This is a genomic window from Carboxylicivirga linearis (assembly GCF_018271995.1).
GTDB lineage: Bacteria > Bacteroidota > Bacteroidia > Bacteroidales > Marinilabiliaceae > Carboxylicivirga > Carboxylicivirga linearis.
In genome coordinates, this window is record NZ_JAGUCO010000009.1 from 22,945 (window position 1) to 41,172 (window position 18,228).

Sequence of the window (18,228 nt, forward strand, 5' to 3'; positions counted from 1 at the left end):
ACAATAGAATGAAACAAACCATATTGTTAACACTGATTTTTGCATCACAAATAGGAATATCACAAATAAAAGAATTGTTCCCTGAATATGTTCATGTACTTGATTTCTCGGAAGAAGCCAAAGCTGAATGGATCTTAAGAGATACCGTCATGCAGCAAATATCAGAAGGTCGAAAAGAATGGGAAGACTTATCAAAGGACGAACAGGCTATCTTTCAAAAATATGGTGAAGTATACGAAGATATTTGGGATATTGTAGGAGGAGGTTGCAGCTGGTATTGTGGTGGTGGTCCTAAAAAAGTGTCGGCTTCCAGTTATTTGTCATCACAAGGGAACATTGATTACAAACCCAAAAATGCTCACGACTTAAGCTATAAAAATGCATGGGTTGAGGGTGTTTCCGGATATGGTATTGGTGAATATTTGACTTATACATTTGAGCATAACTCACCTCGTATTACCGATATTATTGTTGTAAATGGGTACGTTAAGAGCACTTCATCATGGATTAATAATTCAAGGGTGAAAAAGCTAAAAGTATTTATTGATGATGAACCATATGCTATATTAAATTTAAAGGATGAGATAGCTGCTCAGTATTTTAAAGTGGATACTTTGGGTTATGGATGGAGTGAGGGGCAGAAACAACCAGACTGGACTTTAAGATTTGAAATACTTGAGGTTTATAAAGGCAATAAATATGATGATACCGTTATTTCAGAAATTTATTTCGACGGTATTGATGTTCATTGTTTTGCTAAAGGAACTAAAGTATTAATGGCTAATGGCTTATTAAAAAATATTGAAAACATACAAGTTGGAGATGAAGTAATTAGTTTTGATGAGGTATTAGGAAAGAAGTTTAAGGCAACCGTTGAAAAAACAGAAAGGGCGAAACATGGTGGCCTGGTGACTTATATCTTCGAGAGTGGTAAAGAAATAACAACCACTAAAGATCATCCATTTAAATTACAGGATAAAAGCTGGGCATCATTAGCCCCACATCAATCAAAACAATATAAAGGATTTGAACACATCGAAACCATAGTGGTGGGAGATTTTTTTCTGACTATTGCAGGCGAAGATCAATTAATTGCCATAGAAGAGTCAAAGGAAACACAAATGACCTATACAATATCAGCATTGAATAAAGGAATGAGTTTTATTGCCAATGGTTTTGTTGTGGCAGTTGAAAGAGTTGAATAATACTTAAGTTTTTGGTAGTTGAATAATAAACTCAGCCCCTTTACCAGATTGGCTGTTTACTTTAACCTTACCGCCTAATTTATTGGTGAGCGCCTGTACAATAGATAATCCAAGGCCGTTTGATCTTTCTCCGTTGGTTGGGCGGGCCGAAAGCTTTTGAAATAACTTAAACATCTTTTCCTGGTCTTCCGGACTGATACCCGGTCCTTCATCTTTAACTGCAAAACTAAAGTCATTAGCAGTTTCTGTCACATGGATATCAATATTTTTCTCCTTATCGGAGAATTTAATAGCATTGGATAAGAGATTATTAAGGATACGGGTTAACAGAAAAGGATCGGTAGTAAATTCAGAATTTGTGATACCAAAGGTAAGTTGAGCTGTTTGATTCTTCTTATTTAATTCTTTATCAAACTTTTTTAGCCAGCTATTCATGTATTCTTCAATATTAATTAACTCTAACCTGGCTTTTGCGTTTCCGGAATTGAAAGAGTGAAGATCCAATAAATCATCAATCAAATACATGCCGTCCTGCACCACATGATCAATAACGCGAAGGTGCTCTTTCTGTGCATCGCTATTGGGGGCCTCATGCTCAATTAATTCAACAAAATTAATGATAGTACTTAAAGGAGATCTTAAGTCATGAGCCACCACGTGCATTAAACCATCTTTCTCTCTGTTTAAATCAATAAGCTGTTCGTTAGTTGCCAATAACTCTTCATTTATCTCTTTTAATTGTTTGGTTCGTTCAGCTACTTCTTTTTCCAGTTCTAAATTCTGATTTTGGATGATCTTTTTATTTTCCAGTGTTTTTTCAATTACTTTTTGCTGGGCTTCAAATTTTTCTGTTTCTATTTCTTTCCTTTCCCACCTGAAGCGTCTTGAAAGCAAAAAGGATAGAATAAATGCCTCAAATAATGTAGCATAGGCAACAAAACTTAATCCACCAATGTATTCGGGCCTTCCGGTGTTAATATATATTGCCTGCATAACAACCAATAGGAAATATATAAAATAAGCAATGGCAAAATAGTAGCCCATCTTATTACCTTTCTTTCCCACCATAATACCCACCATACTCATGATAAAAAACGATAGAAGGGCATTGATGGTGTTTACAATCAGAACAAGAGGTAATGGAAGAAAGAACTTAATCAGCATCCATATGGCAAAATAGATAACTATACCAATAACTATTTTATTGACTTTTGGTACATATGATTTGGCTTTTAAAAATACCAGGCAATAGGATGTTTGCATAACAATGCCGATGGCCGGAATGGTTGTGTAAAAGAAGAGCAGGTTAACATGTGGAATAAAATATACGATAAAACCATCAATTACAGCCGCCGAATAACTTATATATATTAATACCAGTAAAGAGTAAAATAAAAAGAGCTTTCTGCGTAAGGATATAAATAGAAAGAAGTTATTAAGAACAACAAAAATCATTAATCCCAGGTAGATTCCATATCCCATCACTTTAGCAGTTGATGCTTTCTCAAATGCTTTTTCACTGTATAAATTCACGGGAATGGGTTCTGAATTAGAAACAAGCCGAATATAGCATTCTGTTTTTCCGGGCGGCAAAGCAAAGGCCTGGTAAGAACTGTGGTACGACTTGTTATGAACTGGTATTTGATAACCCGCCTTAACCAGTTCTGCAATACTATCGTTAAGAGTGTAATACAAATTAGCCAATGGTAAGCCCGCCTGAGCTAACTCAAGTATGGTATTATGGTTGGTTACATTATTGATGGCAACGTGCAACCAGAAATGAGATTCTGTATATCCAAGACTGAGAATGTTTTGAGATGAGGTTTTAAATTGCCTTTTTACCTCCTCAGAAGTAACTTGCTCAAGACTTAATGATTGCGATGGATCTTCTAATATTTCAACCATACTACCAATAGGTAATTGATCGATTGATCCATCCCAAACTATCTCCTGACCATGGGCGATCAAGGGAATAATAAAAAGAAATAATAACAACTTTTTCATGGTTGTTGACTTAGGTGTATTTGTAGCTTATTTCTTTAAACAAAAGTGTTATGGCGTGAGATAAAACAGTTTTTAAGTACTTTATATTAAGTGACATTAAAAACTCAATTTACATTGTTTCCCTTACTTTCCCCGTTTGATTTTACACTTTAATTCAAAAACAAAGTATAAGCTAGTTGTATTTTGGCTTAATAATTACAAAATAAGCAGATATAAATCATTTTCCAACACGACAGCTTTAGAAAAACAAATATTTAAGAGTTGTATGTCATTCAGATGATACCCTGAAAGAATGAATAAAAATAAATACATTTGATTGGTAAGTAAAATGTTAACTTTAACAGAAACCTGATTGATGAAGAAGAAAGAACTATTTATACTTACAGCCTTTATTATTCTAAAGTTTGTTCTGCAGTATGTGCTAATTGATCCTGTCTATGATTTGCATCGTGATGAATATTTGCATTTAGATCAGGCTAATCACCTGGCATGGGGGTATCGTTCGGTCCCTCCTTTTACATCCTGGATATCATATATCATTCAATGGTTAGGAAACTCTGTCTTCTGGGTTAAGTTTATTCCGGCTCTGTTTGGTGCTATAACCATTGGCCTTGTTTGGTTGATTGTCGATACATTTAAAGGCAATTTATGGGCAAAAATGCTTGCTGCTTCAGGGGTGTTATTCTCTGTACTCCTTAGATTAAATACACTTTATCAACCCAATTCGTTTGATGTTTTAAGCTGGTCACTGGTATTTTATTTCTTCATTAAATACTTAAAGAGTTCGCAAGCTAAATGGATTTACTTATGTGCGGTAAGTTTTGCCTTGGGCTTCTTAAATAAGTACAATATTACTTTTTTGGCCATAGGCTTACTACCTGCACTACTTTTTAGTTCTCATCGAATCATATTTTTGCGAAAAGAATTATGGATAGCTCTTGCCATTGTGTTTTTAATGGTCTTGCCCAACCTGGTATGGCAATGGAATAATCAGTTTCCTGTAGTTCAGCATTTAAATGAGTTAAGTACGACGCAGCTGGTTAATGTTAGCAGAATGCAATTTCTTTCTACTCAGCCTTTGTTTTATTCAGGTTCTCTTCTGTTGATAGTGGTGTCGTTGTTTGCTTTGATGTTTTACAAACCATTTAAAGAAATTCGTTTCTTGTTGGTTGTCTTTGGTGTAATATTGGTAGTTTACACTTATTTAAGAGCCAAGGATTATTATGCTATTGGATTGTATCCGTTATATATTGCACTTGGGGCAATATATGTTACCAATGTTTTGAATAAAAAGTGGAGAATTCCTGTTTTTGTGCTATTACTGATGGCTCCTGTTGCTTCTTTTGCATATATGGTTGGATTTTTATTTCCTAACAAAACACCAGAATATATAATGAGTCATCAGGAAAAATACAAATCCATGGGTATGTTACGTTGGGAAGATGGTAAGGATCACGATTTGCCACAAGATTATGCCGATATGTTGGGATGGCGGGAGTTAGCTGAGATAACAGACAAGGCTTATTCTGCAGTCAGGCAAACTGGTGAAACATTGGTTTTATGTGATAATTACGGACAGGCTGGTGCTGTTAATTTTTACTCCCAAAAGGGTATTCGAGCTGTGTCTTTTAGTGCCGATTATATCGATTGGTTTGATTTAGATAGAACGTATGTCAACTTAATAAGGGTGATTAATCGCTTTGAAAAAGATTCGGAATTTCCAGAAACAGCAGTTTATTTTAATGAAGCTTTTGAGGTGGATTCCATTTCAAATAGATTTGCCCGAGAGAAGGGAACAGCTGTTTATGTTTTTAAAGGAGCCAGAGATGGAGTTGATATTTCAGCCATTCTTGGCCAGGAGATCAAAGAACTACTGAAACAATAAGTACTGAATGATTTTAATGAATGGACATGGAGTATAAAATCAGAACAATAAAAATTTCAGATTATAGCAATCTAATTGAAATGTTTAAAGAGTTCGCTGCTTTTCAGAAGATGCCTGATGCAATGCTGAATTCAACAGAGTTAATGGAGCGGGAATCGGAATTGATAAATGGCTTTGTTATTGAAAATAAGTCAGGAGAGTTACTTGGTTATGCAACTTGTTTTTATGCCTATTACACATGGATAGGTAAATCGATGTATATGGATGATTTGTATGTAAAACCCAAATTTAGGGGAAAAGGATTGGGACAGAAGTTGATACAAGCAGTTATTCAAAAAGCAAAAGAAGAAAACTGTAAAAAAGTGCACTGGCAGGTTTCGGGATGGAATACTAACGCTATTGAGTTTTATAAAAAACTGGGTGCTAAAGTTGATGATGTGGAATCGAATTGTGATTATTTGTTATAGAGTTTTGTGAGCATAATAGAAGAATCTTGATGTTTGGTTTGAATTAAAAGGGCTAACGTTAATAAATCTGAAATTCAGTATTTATTGGCCAATAGTTTATATTTTCGTTTTTCTAACTTATAAGCCTAATAAAACTCATGATTCAGGATATTTTTCCACATACTTTCAAAAATGAGTTTTTGCCCAATCAGCAAATTCAGGAAGAAGATTACGTCTTTTGTTTTCATCAGAATAACGTTTTATTAAAGAAAAACGGTGATGAGTTTGAAATTCCACTTAAAAAAGATATTGGTACTGTCGACTCAACCGTGTTTTTGTTTATTTTAAATGAGAAGCCTTGTTTCTGGATTATTGATGAAATAGCACTGCCTTCGAATGAGTTCGTATATCATGATGTTACTTCTTATCAGTCGTTTCAACAGAAAGAGCTGGATTGGTCAACCATGGTGGCCATGCAATTGAAGAATTGGTACGAACGCAACCGATATTGTGGAAAGTGTGGTACCCCCACAACAATGCGAGAGGAAGAACGTGCCTTAGTTTGTTCTTCTTGCAAGCACACTGTTTATCCACAAATAGCACCTGCTATAATTGTCGCTATCTTTTGCAACGATAAATTGTTGCTGGCTCATAATACAAACTTCCCTGAGGGCTTTTATTCATTGGTAGCTGGTTACGTTGATGTGGGAGAATCGATAGAAGATGCAGTTCGAAGAGAAGTGAGGGAAGAAGTGGGTATTCAAATTAAAAATATTCGTTACTATAAAAGTCAGCCCTGGCCTTATTCGGGTTCAATGATGATTGGTTTTTTGGCTGATGCTGATGAAGGACAAATCATAAAAGTGGATAACAAGGAAATTGAGCATGCTGATTGGTATAGCAGAGATAATCTGCCTAATCATCCTCATACCCGAAGTATTGCCGGTGAGATTATTGAGAAATTTGTAAACAGGGAATTGTAGACTGTAAAGGCAAAGGTTAAAAGTATAAAGGCAAAATCTGGTAGCTAATGACTACTTCGGTCCTCGGTCTTTCGTCTTTTTAATAAACAAAACGATAGCCGATACCGTGCACTGTTATTAATATTTCAGGATGATTAGGATCTGTTTCTATTTTCTGGCGAAGTTTTAGTATAAAATTATCCACTGTGCGCGCTGTAGGCTGATAATCATAGCCCCAAATGCTGTCTAATATACTGTCTCGGCTTATGGTGGAGTTTTTATGATCGAGCAGATAGCGAAGTATTTCAAATTCCTTAGCAGTTAGTTTAACCGGTTGACCATCTGAAACAGCCAGGTAATTATCAAAGTTAACTTCCAGCTTTCCAATAGTAACTAAAGTTTCTACTTCTGGTTGATTGGAATTACCAGTACGACGAAGTACGGCTTTAATTCTGGCCATCAATTCGCGTAAGCTGAATGGTTTGGTCATATAGTCATCACCTCCCGATTCCAGTCCGATTACCTTATCAATTTCTTCACCTTTGGCAGTAAGAAAAATAATGGGTGTTTCAATTCCCCGGTGGCGAATTTGTTTGCACACATCAAAACCACTTATTTTGGGTATCATTACATCCAATAGAATAAGGTCAAATTCACCATTGGTAATTTTTTTTAGAGCCATCTCTCCATCATCAGCAACATCAACAGTATAACCTTCAAATTCAAGATTATCTTTTATGCCTTGTTGCATATCGGGTTCGTCTTCAACTATTAATAAGTGTTTGTTTAGCATTGTTAGATGTTTTTAGAGATAGGGAATTTAAGGGTGAAAGTACTTCCTTTGTTTTCTTCACTTTCAACAGATACCGAACCGTTGTGAGCTTGCATAATATGCAGTACAATACTCAAACCTAAACCAGAGCCTTTGGCATGATGAGCCAAAGCCCCCTTGGTAACACGGTAAAATTTATCAAATATATGTTTTTGTTCCTTTGGAGGAATACCAATTCCAAAATCACTGACTGTTATTTCAACTTGTCCGTCATAAAGCGATGAGGTAATTTCAATCTGTCTGATTTCCTTACTGTATTTAATTGCATTGTCCAGTAGATTGGTAAGGGCTTCGCTAATAGCCTCGGAATCGCCATCAATTAACGGAATATCATCGTTTAACTTAACCTGAGCTTCAAAGCCTTTAGTTTCCATTCGATAGGCGTAGTTTTTCATTACCTCGCTTATCAAATCATTAATATCAACCAGTGAGAAAGTAAACTGCCTTTTACCATTATCAATTCTTGAAAAATTTAGGATGTTATTGACAATCGATGAAAGTCGTTGTGTTTCTTTATAGATGATGTTGTAATATTTGCTTCTCTTTGATTCGTCATTCACCCGGTTGAGGCTGAGTGTTTCGGCATACATGCTGATAAGTGCCAGTGGGGTTCTTATTTCGTGCGAAACATTAGAGACAAAATCTGATTTGATTTTAGCCAGCTTAATCTCGCGGCGTATATTACGATAGAAAAACCATGCACTAATAATTAACAGAATGTCAACCAGGGCTAGAAATAAAATATTATTAGTCGCGCGTTGCTGTGCCACTTCACTAATGGTTAGGCCTTGAGGTTGAATTCCAATACTGTAATCAGGTAGTAGCCAAATAACCATTTCATCGGTAATGGAAGAAGGTACTGTATTCAAAAGGGTGCTATACACCATTTGATCTGAGCTGGTTTGTTTAACACTTAAAACGAAGTTATCACCGGCTATACGTTGCATTCGGGGTGATAGAACATCGGAAATAAATTGCCGGGCATCTAACAGAAAAACTCCTAGCTTATGAGTTCCGTTCAATTGAGCAATAAAAGTGATCAATGAATAATGATCTTGCTTGAGATCTATCCCTACAAGTTTTCTGTAACCCTCTTTATAATAGCTGAATTGTCGTTTAAGATTGTTCGAATGATTAAGCAAGGTGTCTTTTATTTCTTGCTTCAGCTGAAGGTCGTTAATTTGAATAGTAGAGAAATCAATGGAATCATTCTTTAGTGAAAAGAGGAATAGATTCTGACACTGTGGATTTTTTTGAATGTAACTGTCGATATTGGTATTCGTATTGGCCTCTGTCCAGTTCATTTTTTCCAATTCATTAATCCATGTGTTTACATGGTCATCAGAGAATTGATTGATGGAAAAGATAACTGCTTCCAGCTGATTCTTGTATATCCCTTCAATTAATTCTTCCTGATCGTCCATCGACGTTAGTTCCAGCACAGTAAATAAAGTGGTTGGTATAATTAACAGAATCAGAACAAAGATTAGCGGGCTTATTTTAAAGGTATAGTTTTTCATTTTTTATAATCAGGAGTACAAAATAAAAATATTTAATGTAAATGCCTAGCAGAAAAAAAGATGAAAACCAGGAGAGAAAATAGCTGTGTTCTTTTTTGATTCAGACTGTGCAAATAAGAGGTGCGAATTGTGTATTATTTTATTTGATTAACTGCTGAATAAATAGGATAAGATTTTACAATGTGGTAATTTTGCAGCCTTAAAAACAGAAATTTGTGAATTACTTATCGGTTAAACATCCTATTATAAAATATAGGGTTTCTATATTGGTTACCATAGCTGTTATCACCATTTTTATGGGATTTCAGGCCAAAAAGGTTGCGCTGGATTACGAATTAGCTCAAATGCTTCCGGAGAAAGATACAGCCTTTATCGAATACAATCACTTTAAAAGTATATTTGGTGAAGATGCCAAATTAATTTTGCTGGGATTTAAGGATGATGAAATTCTTAAACTTGAGAATTTTAAAGCGCTACAGCAATTAAGTACCGATATTGCCAATATTAGAGTAAAGGAAGATACCAATGAAAATCCCGAGTCAACAGTTCTTTCACTGGGTAATATTCATGTACTTACCAAAAATGATGAGACAAAGACTTTAGAGCTGCAGGATATTTTTAAACAAATACCTGAAACACAAACAGAGCTGGATAGTTTGTTGCAGATTGCTAAGGATCAGATTTTTTATAAAGACTTATTGTTTAAAGAATCAGATGATTCGTTTGTAACCATTCTTACTATTACCTTACGAAATGATTTGGTCAACTCAAAAAGCCGTATTGCTTTTGTGCATGAGGTATACGAGTTGGGCGAAAAGTTTCATAATCAAACGGGTATTGATGTGCATTATTCGGGATTGCCATTTATTCGAACCCATGTAATGGCAACGGTAAGAGGCGAATTAAGTCTGTTTATTGCCTTGGCAGCATTAGTATTGGCCGTTATTTTATTCCTGTTCTTTCGTTCGTTCAGGGTGGTGATGATTTCACTTCTTATTGTTGGTATTTCGGTAATTTGGGTGTTTGGAAGTATTGCGTTATTTGGATATAAAATCACCATTTTAACCGGGTTAATCCCGCCACTTATTATAGTTATTGGTATTCCCAATTCTATATTCCTTATAAATAAATATCATCAGGAGTGTCATAAAAAGGGTAATCAGTGGAAGGCCTTAAAGCAAATGATCAGTAAGATTGGTTGGGTTATATTTTTATCGAACCTGACAACAGCTGCGGGTTTTGCAACCTTTATTTTAACCAGTTCAGCTATATTGGTTGAATTTGGAATGATTGCAGCCATCAATATTTTTGGCTTGTTTTTTCTTTCCATCACCATTTTTCCCATTTTGCTGAGCTTTCAGAAAATGCCGTCGGAGCGACACCTAAATCACTTAAAAAATAAGCCACTAAAGAAAGTGATAAAGTGGTTGGTTTTAAGTTCAATCAAGAACCGAAGGTGGGTTTATGGAGGTGCTATTCTTTTGGTTGTTATTAGTGGAATAGGTATTTCACAGATAAAAACCGAAGGAACTGTGGTGGATGATATTCCGCAGGATGATGATGTTTACCAGGATCTGATGTTTTTTGAAGAGCAATTCAATGGTGTGTTGCCTTTTGAAATAGTGATAGATACCAAAACAGAAGATGGTGTGTTTAAAGATGGTGCGAAAGCTCTTTATAAAATGCGAAGACTTGAAAAAGTGCTGATGCGCGATTCTTTGTTTAGCCCATATTTTTCAAAGCCTGTATCAATTCTGGACGGAGTGCGTTATTTGTATCAAGCCCATCGGGGAGGTAATCCTAAGTATAACCAAATGCCTGCACCGCGATATCTCAATCAACTTAAAAAGTATGCTAATCAGGAGGATGGTGAAAATTCGGCCGTATTTAATTCATTTGTGGATTCAACCAAACAGGTAGCCCGAATGACTTTAAAAATGGCAAATATTACTACCGATCAGATTGAGGTGATTCAGGATTCACTTCGTGTTGAGGTGAATGAAATTTTTGAGCCGGAAGATTATCGGGTAAGCTTCACAGGTACCAGTGTGGTATTTTTGAAAGGAACCTATTTCTTAATTCGTAACCTTTTTGTGAGTTTAGCTATTGCTATTGTATTGATATCGCTATTTATAGCCAGCATGTTTAAATCATTCCGAATGGTGTTTATATCACTTATTCCTAATTTAATTCCCTTGTTATTTACAGCTGGCATAATGGGATATTTTGGAATACCTATTAAGCCATCAACTATCCTTGTTTTTAGTATTGCTTTTGGTATTTCGGTAGATGACAGTATACACTTTCTGGCCAAATACAAACAAGAATTAAAACATCATAAAGGAAGAATAAAGCACTCTGTTGTATGGGCCATTAAAGAGTCTGGGGTAAGTATGATTTATACATCAATTGTGCTGTTTTTCGGATTTGCTATATTTACAGCCTCAAGTTTTGGAGGAACGGTGGCATTAGGTTTATTGGTCTCACTAACATTATTGGTTGCCATGATAACGAACCTGGTATTATTACCGGCACTTCTTTTATCGCTTGAGAAAATGAAACGTAAAGAGTTAAAGAGAAAGAGGGGAAAATAGAAGCAAATGAATTATTATGTACTTCGCTACTCAATGCCTGTAGCATTGAGGCTTTTTTTTAAGAAGATATTCATCAACAACAAGCAAAATATACCTAAGAAAGGGCCTGTTATTTTAGCTTCGATGCACCCCAATTCGTTTATTGATGATTTTACTTTAGGAGTCTTCTCTGGAAGGAGGCTGCGTTTTTTGGCACGAGGTGATGTTTTTAAAACAAAGGTGGCTCGGTTTTTTCTGAATCAGATGCGTGTATCGCCGGTATACCGGGCAATGGATAATGCCAAGGACGTTAAAAAGAATCTGGAAGCGTTTAATGTCTATACTCAAACTCTTGAGAAAGGAGGCACTCTTCTGATTCATTCCGAGGGTATTTGTGTTCATGAAAAGAAAGTGAGGCCACTTAAAAAAGGAACCGCTAAAATTGCTTTTGGTGCGGAGGAAGCTCATAATTTTAAATTAGGTATTCAAATTGTACCTATTTCATTAAACTATACCAATGCTCCTAAAACAAGGGAGAATTTAATGATTGAATGTGCCGAACCTATTTTGGTAAACGATTATAAAGATCTCTATTTGGAGAATCCGGCAAAAGCAATTAATACAATAAATAAAGACATATATGCTGCGCTGGAGAAGGGAGCTGTAGTGCAAAAGGAAGGAACTGAGTTGGTTTCGGAGCAATGTTTGGAATTAGCCAGGAATAATCATCCGGTATCGGCATTACCCATTGCCGTTAAAAACAATAATCGTTCTGAGTTGGAGAAAAAGGTGTGTGATACAGTTAATACTATTCATGCCGAGTCGCCCGATAAATTTGCCCAATTGAAGTCTTCAACAGGTAATTATTTTACTCAACTGGAAAAGTACAAGATAAAAGACCGTGAGGTTGCACGCTCCAAAACAGGTTTATTCATGCATTGGTTAGGTTTGCTTTTGCTCGCTCCGATATTTGTAATTGGATATGCTTTAAATATTGGACCGATAATCATAAGTAGAAAATTGGCGCAAAAGGTATGCAAAACCATAGAATTTTATGCTTCTGTATTTCTTGGGGCTGCATGGCTGTTATTTATTATTCAGTACTTCATTTTATTTCTTGTATTTAGTCTTATTTTTGGCAAAATTGGTTTCTTTGCCATTGTTGGAGTAGCATTGGCAGGCTTTTGGTCGGTGTTAATTCGTGACCAGTTTGTAATTGGGATTAGTAAATTTCGTTTTAGCAGATTTAAAGCTAAATACCCAAAATTAGTAGATGAGTTAAATGAGAAAAGAAAAGAAATTCTACAATTAATTCAGATCAAGTAGGTTTTTGTCAATAAAAAGAAGAATATAATTGAAAAATATATCAAATAAAATAGTTTGGATTACGGGAGCTTCGTCGGGTATTGGGGCAGCTTTAGCTGAATCTTTTGCCAGAGAAGGAGCCCGCTTAATACTAACAGCGCGAAACCTTGAGAAGCTAAAAGGAGTAAGAGAAAAATGCTTAAATTACACTAACGAGTGTGATGTTTATGCAGCTGATTTATCGTTGAGTTCTGATATAGAGCAAGTGGTGAAGAAGGTACAAGAAAGGCATAAAGTAATTGATGTATTAGTTAATAATGCCGGAATGAGTCAGCGATCGCTGGCAAAAGATACATCCATTGATATTGATCGTAAATTGATGGAACTCAATTTTTTTGGAGCTGTTTATCTTACCAAATTAGTGTTGCCTGGTATGCTGAATAATCAATCAGGACATATTGTAGCAGTTAGCAGTATTGTAGGTAAGTTTGGGTTTCCGTTACGTTCGGCTTATTCGGCATCAAAACATGCAATTCAAGGTTTTTATGAATCGCTTAGAGCGGAGTTGGCATTTGATAATATTAATGTTACTATTGTCTCTCCGGGTAGAATTAAAACAGAAATTTCGAAAAATGCGCTCACTGAAAGAGGAGTAAAGCATGGTGAGATGGACCCGGGACAGGCAAATGGCATGGATGCTGATGCATGTGCTCGAAAAATTATCAAAGCAATAAAAGCGGATAAAAAAGATGTGCTGGTTGGAGGAAAAGAGTTGATGATGGTGCATATCTATAAATATTTACCGGCTTTGTATAATAAAATGGTTAATAAGATTAATAGTAAATAATATACAGGGTGTTATGAGCAAAAAACTTTGCGGGATACAACAGATAGGTGTCGGAGTAAAAGATGCTAAAGAAGCATGGAAGTGGTATCGAACACAATTCGGAATGGATATTAATGTGTTTGAGGATACTGCCGTTGCAGAGCTCATGCTGCCTCATACCGACGGTAAAACACGTGAAAGGTATGCCGCCTTGGCTATGAACCTGGAAGGCGGCGGTGGTTTTGAAATTTGGCAACATAATGGAATAACACCTAAAGCTCCTGATTTTGAATTGCAATTGGGTGATTTAGGGATTTTTATTACAAAAATGAAGTGCCGGGATGTTCAAAAAGCCTATGAAACGCATAAAGAAAGAGGTTTAAATATTATTGGTGAATTATCGGAGGATCCGGCAGGTACAAAGCATTATTTTGTAAAAGATCCATACGATAATATTTTTCAGGTAATTGAAGATGATAGTTGTTTTAAAAAGCAAAAGTCATTAACCGGTGGAGTATTCGGATGTGTGATAGGAGTTACAGATATTGATGCTTCATTAAAAGTGTATAGCGATATATTGCAATATGACGAGGTCATTTATGATGAGAAAGGAACCTTTTCTGATTTAGCCGCTTTGCCGGGTGGAGAATTGAAATGCCGTAGAATACTTTTAAAGCATTCAGAGACCAGAACAGGAAGTTTTAGTTCAATTTACGGACCAACAGAAATAGAATTGGTGCAAATTGAAGGTCGCACACCAAAAAAGATTTTTGAAAACAGAATTTGGGGAGAGTTGGGCTTTATTCATTTATGCTTTGATATTATTGGTATGGATGATTTAAGAGAAGAGTGTAAAAGCAAAGGTTTTCCGTTTACTGTAGATAGTGCCGATAGCTTTGATATGGGGGTTGCAGCCGGTCATTTTTCATATATCGAAGATCCGGACGGAACCTTAATAGAGTTTGTTGAAACACATAAATTGCCAATTATTGAAAAACTTGGTTGGTACATGAATCTTAAAGACAGAGATCCGAATAAAGGTATTCCTAAATGGATGATTAGTACTTTGGCTTTTAGTCGAATTAAAGATTAATCATAGCCATTCGGTTTTGATTGAATAAAATAGTATAGGCTCCGGTGATTTAATCATTGGAGCTTCTTAATATCTGCCACCTCCGGCAAAATATCTTTTGTAGTAGGTTTCATTTAAACTACTTATTACAACACCCCTTTTGGTAGAGGCATGAATAAATTCATCATTACCCAGGTAGATACCTACATGACTGACTCTACCTGAATTTATTTTGAAGAATACCAGATCGCCGGGTTTTAATCCTGACTTTGATACCTTTTTAGCTTGTCTATATTGATCTGCAGACGTTCGAGGTAAGGTAATGTTATATACTTGTCTATAAATCTGACCACTTAAACCAGAGCAGTCAACGCCACTTTTTGAGGTGCCCCCATAACGATAGCGAGTTCCCAGCCAATTTCGGGCTTCTTTTTTTAATGATGAAGGTTTTGTTTCCGGAATAGGAGCAGTGCGTGTAGAATTACCTGATTTATTATAAACAACCATTGTTTCGCCCGATAGGTAGGCAATTCGATTATTTATTTTATTGATTTCTGTTTGTTTGTCTTTTATATTTGTCCTGACATCCGATAACTCACTTCTTTTAGCCGTTAGTTTACTCAAAAGCTTTTGTTCCCGATTGCGGATTTTGGTTTTATTACGTCGTTTTTTACGCTTACCAGCTTCTGCCCAGGCCTTCTTTTTCAACAACTCTTCTTCATCGGCCAGCTTTTGCTCAACTGATTTTATCTTGCTGAGTTCTTTTTCTAATCGGTTAATTTCTTTCCGTAATTGACGGATTTCTTTCTTGACACCGGTTAAAACTACTTCTGTTGTACTTTTTTCTGATGCATAAGAAGAAAATGAAAAAAACAGTAGGCAAAGGCAAAATTGGAGTGTTGCAAAATGGTACACCTTCATTTTATTCTATCTTGATTTTATGGATTCGAATATAAATAAATGTGTTGGATAGTAACAAAAGGTTAGAACAATTCTTGCAATTTCAAGAAGGTAAAATTACTATAATATTAATCAATAATAATTAAAACATTATTTGATGATTATAAATTGTACGTTGTTAAAGTGTTTTATTATCAGTGATTAAAATCTTTTAGATGAACAGTATAATTTAAAGTGTGAAATATTAATCAGATTATTTATTGAAAAAATATAACCAAATAGTCAGTTTTTCGTATTTAACTTGCTGATAATTCAAATACGTTATTAAGATATAAAGATTCATTGATTAATTTATTGATAATATAATTAAAGAATTGAAAAAGAGATTAATAGCATATTAAAATATTAAAGTGTAATATTGTAAGTTACTTATATATAGTAATATAAGTAAGTATATGATAGGTGGTAAAGAGTAGTTTTAAGTCCTAATTATTTGAATGTAAATACATAATGAAATTAAAATTTGTTACTCTTGGTGAAAAATCTACGTTAAGTAGAAATTTTCTAATAGATGGTTTGTTTAGTGCTCTAATTGTTGTAGTATCATTTGTTTTATTGTTTTGGTGTTTGTTGTCATATAATAATTATATTTATCAGACTCACATTATCAGTGGTTTAGATGAGTATGTTGCCGACTATACTTTAGTAGTTGAGAAGGTAGTTCTTGACGAAAGTGAAAACAACAAGACTAAGGTTGTATCTTCAAATAAACATTTTGCTGATTTTATCCATGCTAACGATGAGAAATTCAAAGAATTAGAACTTGTTGATTTGAGTAGAGAAATTGAAAAAAAATTAAAAGAATCTATTCAACTTGTTGATAACGAAGAGATACAGAAGAGTAAATTAATTGATATACCTGTTTCGTTAAGTCATACATTAAATGCCCAAAAAGAAGCTCTTTATGAATCTTTTAATCTTAAAAAATCCATTTTAATACTGGTAACAATACTGGTTGTGCTAGGTGGAACTATTTGGATCTTTTACAGGCGATATAAACTGGTTAAAATACACTTGTTAGATGGAATGGAGCACTTGCGTCAGTTTGCCACAGATATTTCAGAGGGGAAATTAATTCAAAAAGAATGTCCGGTAACCATAGATAATGAAATATCGCAATTGCATACTAAGCTAAATTTAATATGTAAAAAATATAAAGAGTTATTATCAGAGGTGATATATAGTGCCGATAATATTGCTGTGGCAACTTCACAGTTAAGTTCCACATCGCAACAATTATCACAAAGTACAAATGAACAATCAGCTTCTGTGGAAGAAATCAGTTCAACTGTAGAAGAAATGGCTGTTAGTATTGAACAGAGTAAAGAAAATGCCTATTTAACAGAGCAGATATCAACAGAAGCTTTGCAAGGCATATTTGAAGTAGGTGATGAGTCAATGAAAAGTGTTGATGCTAATGAAAGTATTGCAAAAGAAGTGGGAGCGTTAAATTATATTTCTTTTCAAACTAATATTTTAGCATTAAACGCCGCAGTTGAAGCTGCACGTATTGGAGAACTTGGAAAAGGCTTTGGAGTTGTTGCCTCCGAAGTACGTAAACTGGCAGAGAATAGTAAAATCGCTTCGGCACAAATTTCAACTCTTTCAAACGATGGATTAAATATTTCCAAATCATCTTACGACAGGTTGATGAATATTTTACCTGAAGTACAAAAAACATCTGCCTTACTGCAGGAAATAGCCAGCACCAGTAATGAGCAAGCCACAGGGGCAACTCAGATTAATTCTGCCATTCAACAATTGAATTATTTAACTCAGCAAAATGCTGCAGCTAGTGAAGAATTAGCTGCTAATGCCGAAGAGATGTCATCTCAAGCAGAACTACTACGCAAGGCAATGGAGTTTTTTGAATTTGATGAGAAATAGTGAATAAGGAAAGGCACTTATGTGCATAACTATATTTATTAATAAAAAGTTAAATAATGGAAGTTATTAAGGATTACGATCAATCAACAAGCGGACTTAAAGTCGTTAAAGAAGGGAATATTATTAAAAGTTATAATAGAATGGGAAAAGAATTTCATTTTATTGATACAAGCTATTTGTCAAAAGGTATTTTGTTTCATGGATGGATTGGTTTCAGAACAGGTGATCAAATTAAAGAAGTGTTAAGTGGTCATCTATATGAAATGTTTGAGCAAAATAAATGTACCAATATGATTATTGATAACAGAAAAATGGAAGGAAGTTTTTCCTCTGTTAATGATTGGTTGGCAAATGATTATATGCCAAGTTTGATTAAACTAGGTTTGAGTAATAATGGGGTTGTTCTTCCAGCCAATGTGTTTGCAAAATTAGCTGTTGATGATTGGGATAAAAAAGTTAGCGGATTTGCAACGCGTAATTTCGATAATACTGAAGCAGCCATCAGCTGGGTGCAGTCGAACTAGAATTAGCAGGCTTTAGGCCTGTTTTTTTATTTTATAAAGCAGGTATCCACTGTATTTAGTGATACCTGCTACACCTTTTGTATATCAATTAATCAATCTTAACCATTGTAGTGACACCCAAATTACATTTAAAATATAAGCATTTAAAATGAATAGCACTATGAGGTTGTAATTCTTTTACTTAAAATGAATTGTACCTGTTTTCTATTAAATCATGTACCTATGTG

Annotated in this window: 14 protein-coding genes; 10 read left to right on the top strand and 4 right to left on the bottom strand. The window is 35.0% G+C overall.

Features of this window, described 5'->3' with window-relative positions; genetic code table 11:
* The first annotated feature begins 8 nt into the window (after nt 1-8).
* A complete protein-coding gene (locus KEM10_RS13100; RefSeq protein WP_212216469.1) occupies nt 9-1,205 on the top strand; it encodes an NADase-type glycan-binding domain-containing protein in 1,197 nt (398 codons plus the stop codon).
* Nucleotides 1,206-1,208: 3 nt separating this feature from the next.
* On the opposite strand, the gene KEM10_RS13105 is transcribed toward KEM10_RS13100, so the two are convergent.
* Nucleotides 1,209-3,209 (bottom strand): sensor histidine kinase, encoded by a 2,001-nt coding sequence (locus KEM10_RS13105; protein WP_212216470.1) that lies wholly within the window; start codon nt 3,207-3,209, stop codon nt 1,209-1,211.
* 355 nt (nt 3,210-3,564) lie between these two features.
* Here KEM10_RS13105 and KEM10_RS13110 point away from each other — a divergent pair, with 355 nt between their 5' ends.
* The 3 genes from KEM10_RS13110 to nudC all read left to right on the top strand — a co-directional run bounded on the left by KEM10_RS13110 (nt 3,565) and on the right by nudC (nt 6,523).
* Nucleotides 3,565-5,094, top strand: a complete 1,530-nt coding sequence (locus KEM10_RS13110) for a glycosyltransferase family 39 protein (RefSeq protein WP_212216471.1) — start codon at nt 3,565-3,567, stop codon at nt 5,092-5,094.
* 26 nt (nt 5,095-5,120) lie between these two features.
* Nucleotides 5,121-5,561: a GNAT family N-acetyltransferase gene (locus KEM10_RS13115; protein ID WP_212216472.1), complete on the top strand. Its 441-nt coding sequence runs from the start codon at nt 5,121-5,123 to the stop codon at nt 5,559-5,561.
* 137 nt (nt 5,562-5,698) lie between these two features.
* On the top strand, nt 5,699-6,523 hold the full coding sequence (nudC, locus tag KEM10_RS13120) for an NAD(+) diphosphatase (RefSeq protein WP_212216473.1): 825 nt from the start codon (nt 5,699-5,701) through the stop codon (nt 6,521-6,523).
* 79 nt (nt 6,524-6,602) lie between these two features.
* Here the strand turns inward: nudC and KEM10_RS13125 are convergent, their stop codons facing one another.
* The gene (locus tag KEM10_RS13125; RefSeq protein ID WP_212216474.1) at nt 6,603-7,295 is read right to left on the bottom strand and encodes a response regulator transcription factor; all 693 of its coding nucleotides are present in this window, start codon (nt 7,293-7,295) and stop codon (nt 6,603-6,605) included.
* A gap of 2 nt (nt 7,296-7,297) precedes the next feature.
* Nucleotides 7,298-8,854: a sensor histidine kinase gene (locus KEM10_RS13130; protein WP_212216475.1), complete on the bottom strand. Its 1,557-nt coding sequence runs from the start codon at nt 8,852-8,854 to the stop codon at nt 7,298-7,300.
* A 215-nt stretch (nt 8,855-9,069) separates the two neighbouring features.
* Between KEM10_RS13130 and KEM10_RS13135 the strand changes: the two genes are divergently transcribed.
* Genes KEM10_RS13135 through KEM10_RS13150 form a run of 4 tightly spaced genes read left to right on the top strand, consistent with a single transcriptional unit; the run spans nt 9,070 to nt 14,651 of the window.
* Nucleotides 9,070-11,448: an efflux RND transporter permease subunit gene (locus KEM10_RS13135; RefSeq protein WP_212216476.1), complete on the top strand. Its 2,379-nt coding sequence runs from the start codon at nt 9,070-9,072 to the stop codon at nt 11,446-11,448.
* A gap of 6 nt (nt 11,449-11,454) precedes the next feature.
* Complete coding sequence (locus tag KEM10_RS13140) at nt 11,455-12,753, top strand: 1-acyl-sn-glycerol-3-phosphate acyltransferase (protein WP_212216477.1); 1,299 nt, start codon at nt 11,455-11,457, stop codon at nt 12,751-12,753.
* 28 nt (nt 12,754-12,781) lie between these two features.
* Complete coding sequence (locus KEM10_RS13145; RefSeq protein WP_244825827.1) at nt 12,782-13,579, top strand: SDR family oxidoreductase; 798 nt, start codon at nt 12,782-12,784, stop codon at nt 13,577-13,579.
* Nucleotides 13,580-13,592: 13 nt separating this feature from the next.
* On the top strand, nt 13,593-14,651 hold the full coding sequence (locus tag KEM10_RS13150) for a VOC family protein (RefSeq protein ID WP_212216478.1): 1,059 nt from the start codon (nt 13,593-13,595) through the stop codon (nt 14,649-14,651).
* 66 nt (nt 14,652-14,717) lie between these two features.
* Here the strand turns inward: KEM10_RS13150 and KEM10_RS13155 are convergent, their stop codons facing one another.
* Nucleotides 14,718-15,551 carry a C40 family peptidase gene (locus KEM10_RS13155; protein ID WP_212216479.1) on the bottom strand — a complete coding sequence of 278 codons (834 nt, stop codon included), beginning with the start codon at nt 15,549-15,551 and terminating at the stop codon, nt 14,718-14,720.
* Between the two features lie 489 nt (nt 15,552-16,040).
* Here KEM10_RS13155 and KEM10_RS13160 point away from each other — a divergent pair, with 489 nt between their 5' ends.
* On the top strand, nt 16,041-17,477 hold the full coding sequence (locus KEM10_RS13160) for a methyl-accepting chemotaxis protein (protein ID WP_212216480.1): 1,437 nt from the start codon (nt 16,041-16,043) through the stop codon (nt 17,475-17,477).
* A 56-nt stretch (nt 17,478-17,533) separates the two neighbouring features.
* Nucleotides 17,534-18,001, top strand: coding sequence for a hypothetical protein (locus KEM10_RS13165; RefSeq protein ID WP_212216481.1), 468 nt, complete (start codon nt 17,534-17,536; stop codon nt 17,999-18,001).
* Nucleotides 18,002-18,228 lie beyond the last annotated feature (227 nt).

Bases quoted from the DNA above. Each gene is read 5' to 3' on its own strand.
- KEM10_RS13140 (WP_212216477.1), top strand. From the start codon at position 11,455: ATGAATTATTATGTACTTCGCTACTCAATGCCTGTAGCATTGAGGCTT.
- KEM10_RS13110 (WP_212216471.1), top strand. From the start codon at position 3,565: ATGAAGAAGAAAGAACTATTTATACTTACAGCCTTTATTATTCTAAAG.
- KEM10_RS13115 (WP_212216472.1), top strand. From the start codon at position 5,121: ATGGAGTATAAAATCAGAACAATAAAAATTTCAGATTATAGCAATCTA.
- KEM10_RS13105 (WP_212216470.1), bottom strand. From the start codon at position 3,209: ATGAAAAAGTTGTTATTATTTCTTTTTATTATTCCCTTGATCGCCCAT.
- KEM10_RS13125 (WP_212216474.1), bottom strand. From the start codon at position 7,295: ATGCTAAACAAACACTTATTAATAGTTGAAGACGAACCCGATATGCAA.
- KEM10_RS13155 (WP_212216479.1), bottom strand. From the start codon at position 15,551: ATGAAGGTGTACCATTTTGCAACACTCCAATTTTGCCTTTGCCTACTG.
- KEM10_RS13130 (WP_212216475.1), bottom strand. From the start codon at position 8,854: ATGAAAAACTATACCTTTAAAATAAGCCCGCTAATCTTTGTTCTGATT.
- KEM10_RS13100 (WP_212216469.1), top strand. From the start codon at position 9: ATGAAACAAACCATATTGTTAACACTGATTTTTGCATCACAAATAGGA.
- KEM10_RS13160 (WP_212216480.1), top strand. From the start codon at position 16,041: ATGAAATTAAAATTTGTTACTCTTGGTGAAAAATCTACGTTAAGTAGA.
- KEM10_RS13165 (WP_212216481.1), top strand. From the start codon at position 17,534: ATGGAAGTTATTAAGGATTACGATCAATCAACAAGCGGACTTAAAGTC.
- KEM10_RS13150 (WP_212216478.1), top strand. From the start codon at position 13,593: ATGAGCAAAAAACTTTGCGGGATACAACAGATAGGTGTCGGAGTAAAA.
- nudC (WP_212216473.1), top strand. From the start codon at position 5,699: ATGATTCAGGATATTTTTCCACATACTTTCAAAAATGAGTTTTTGCCC.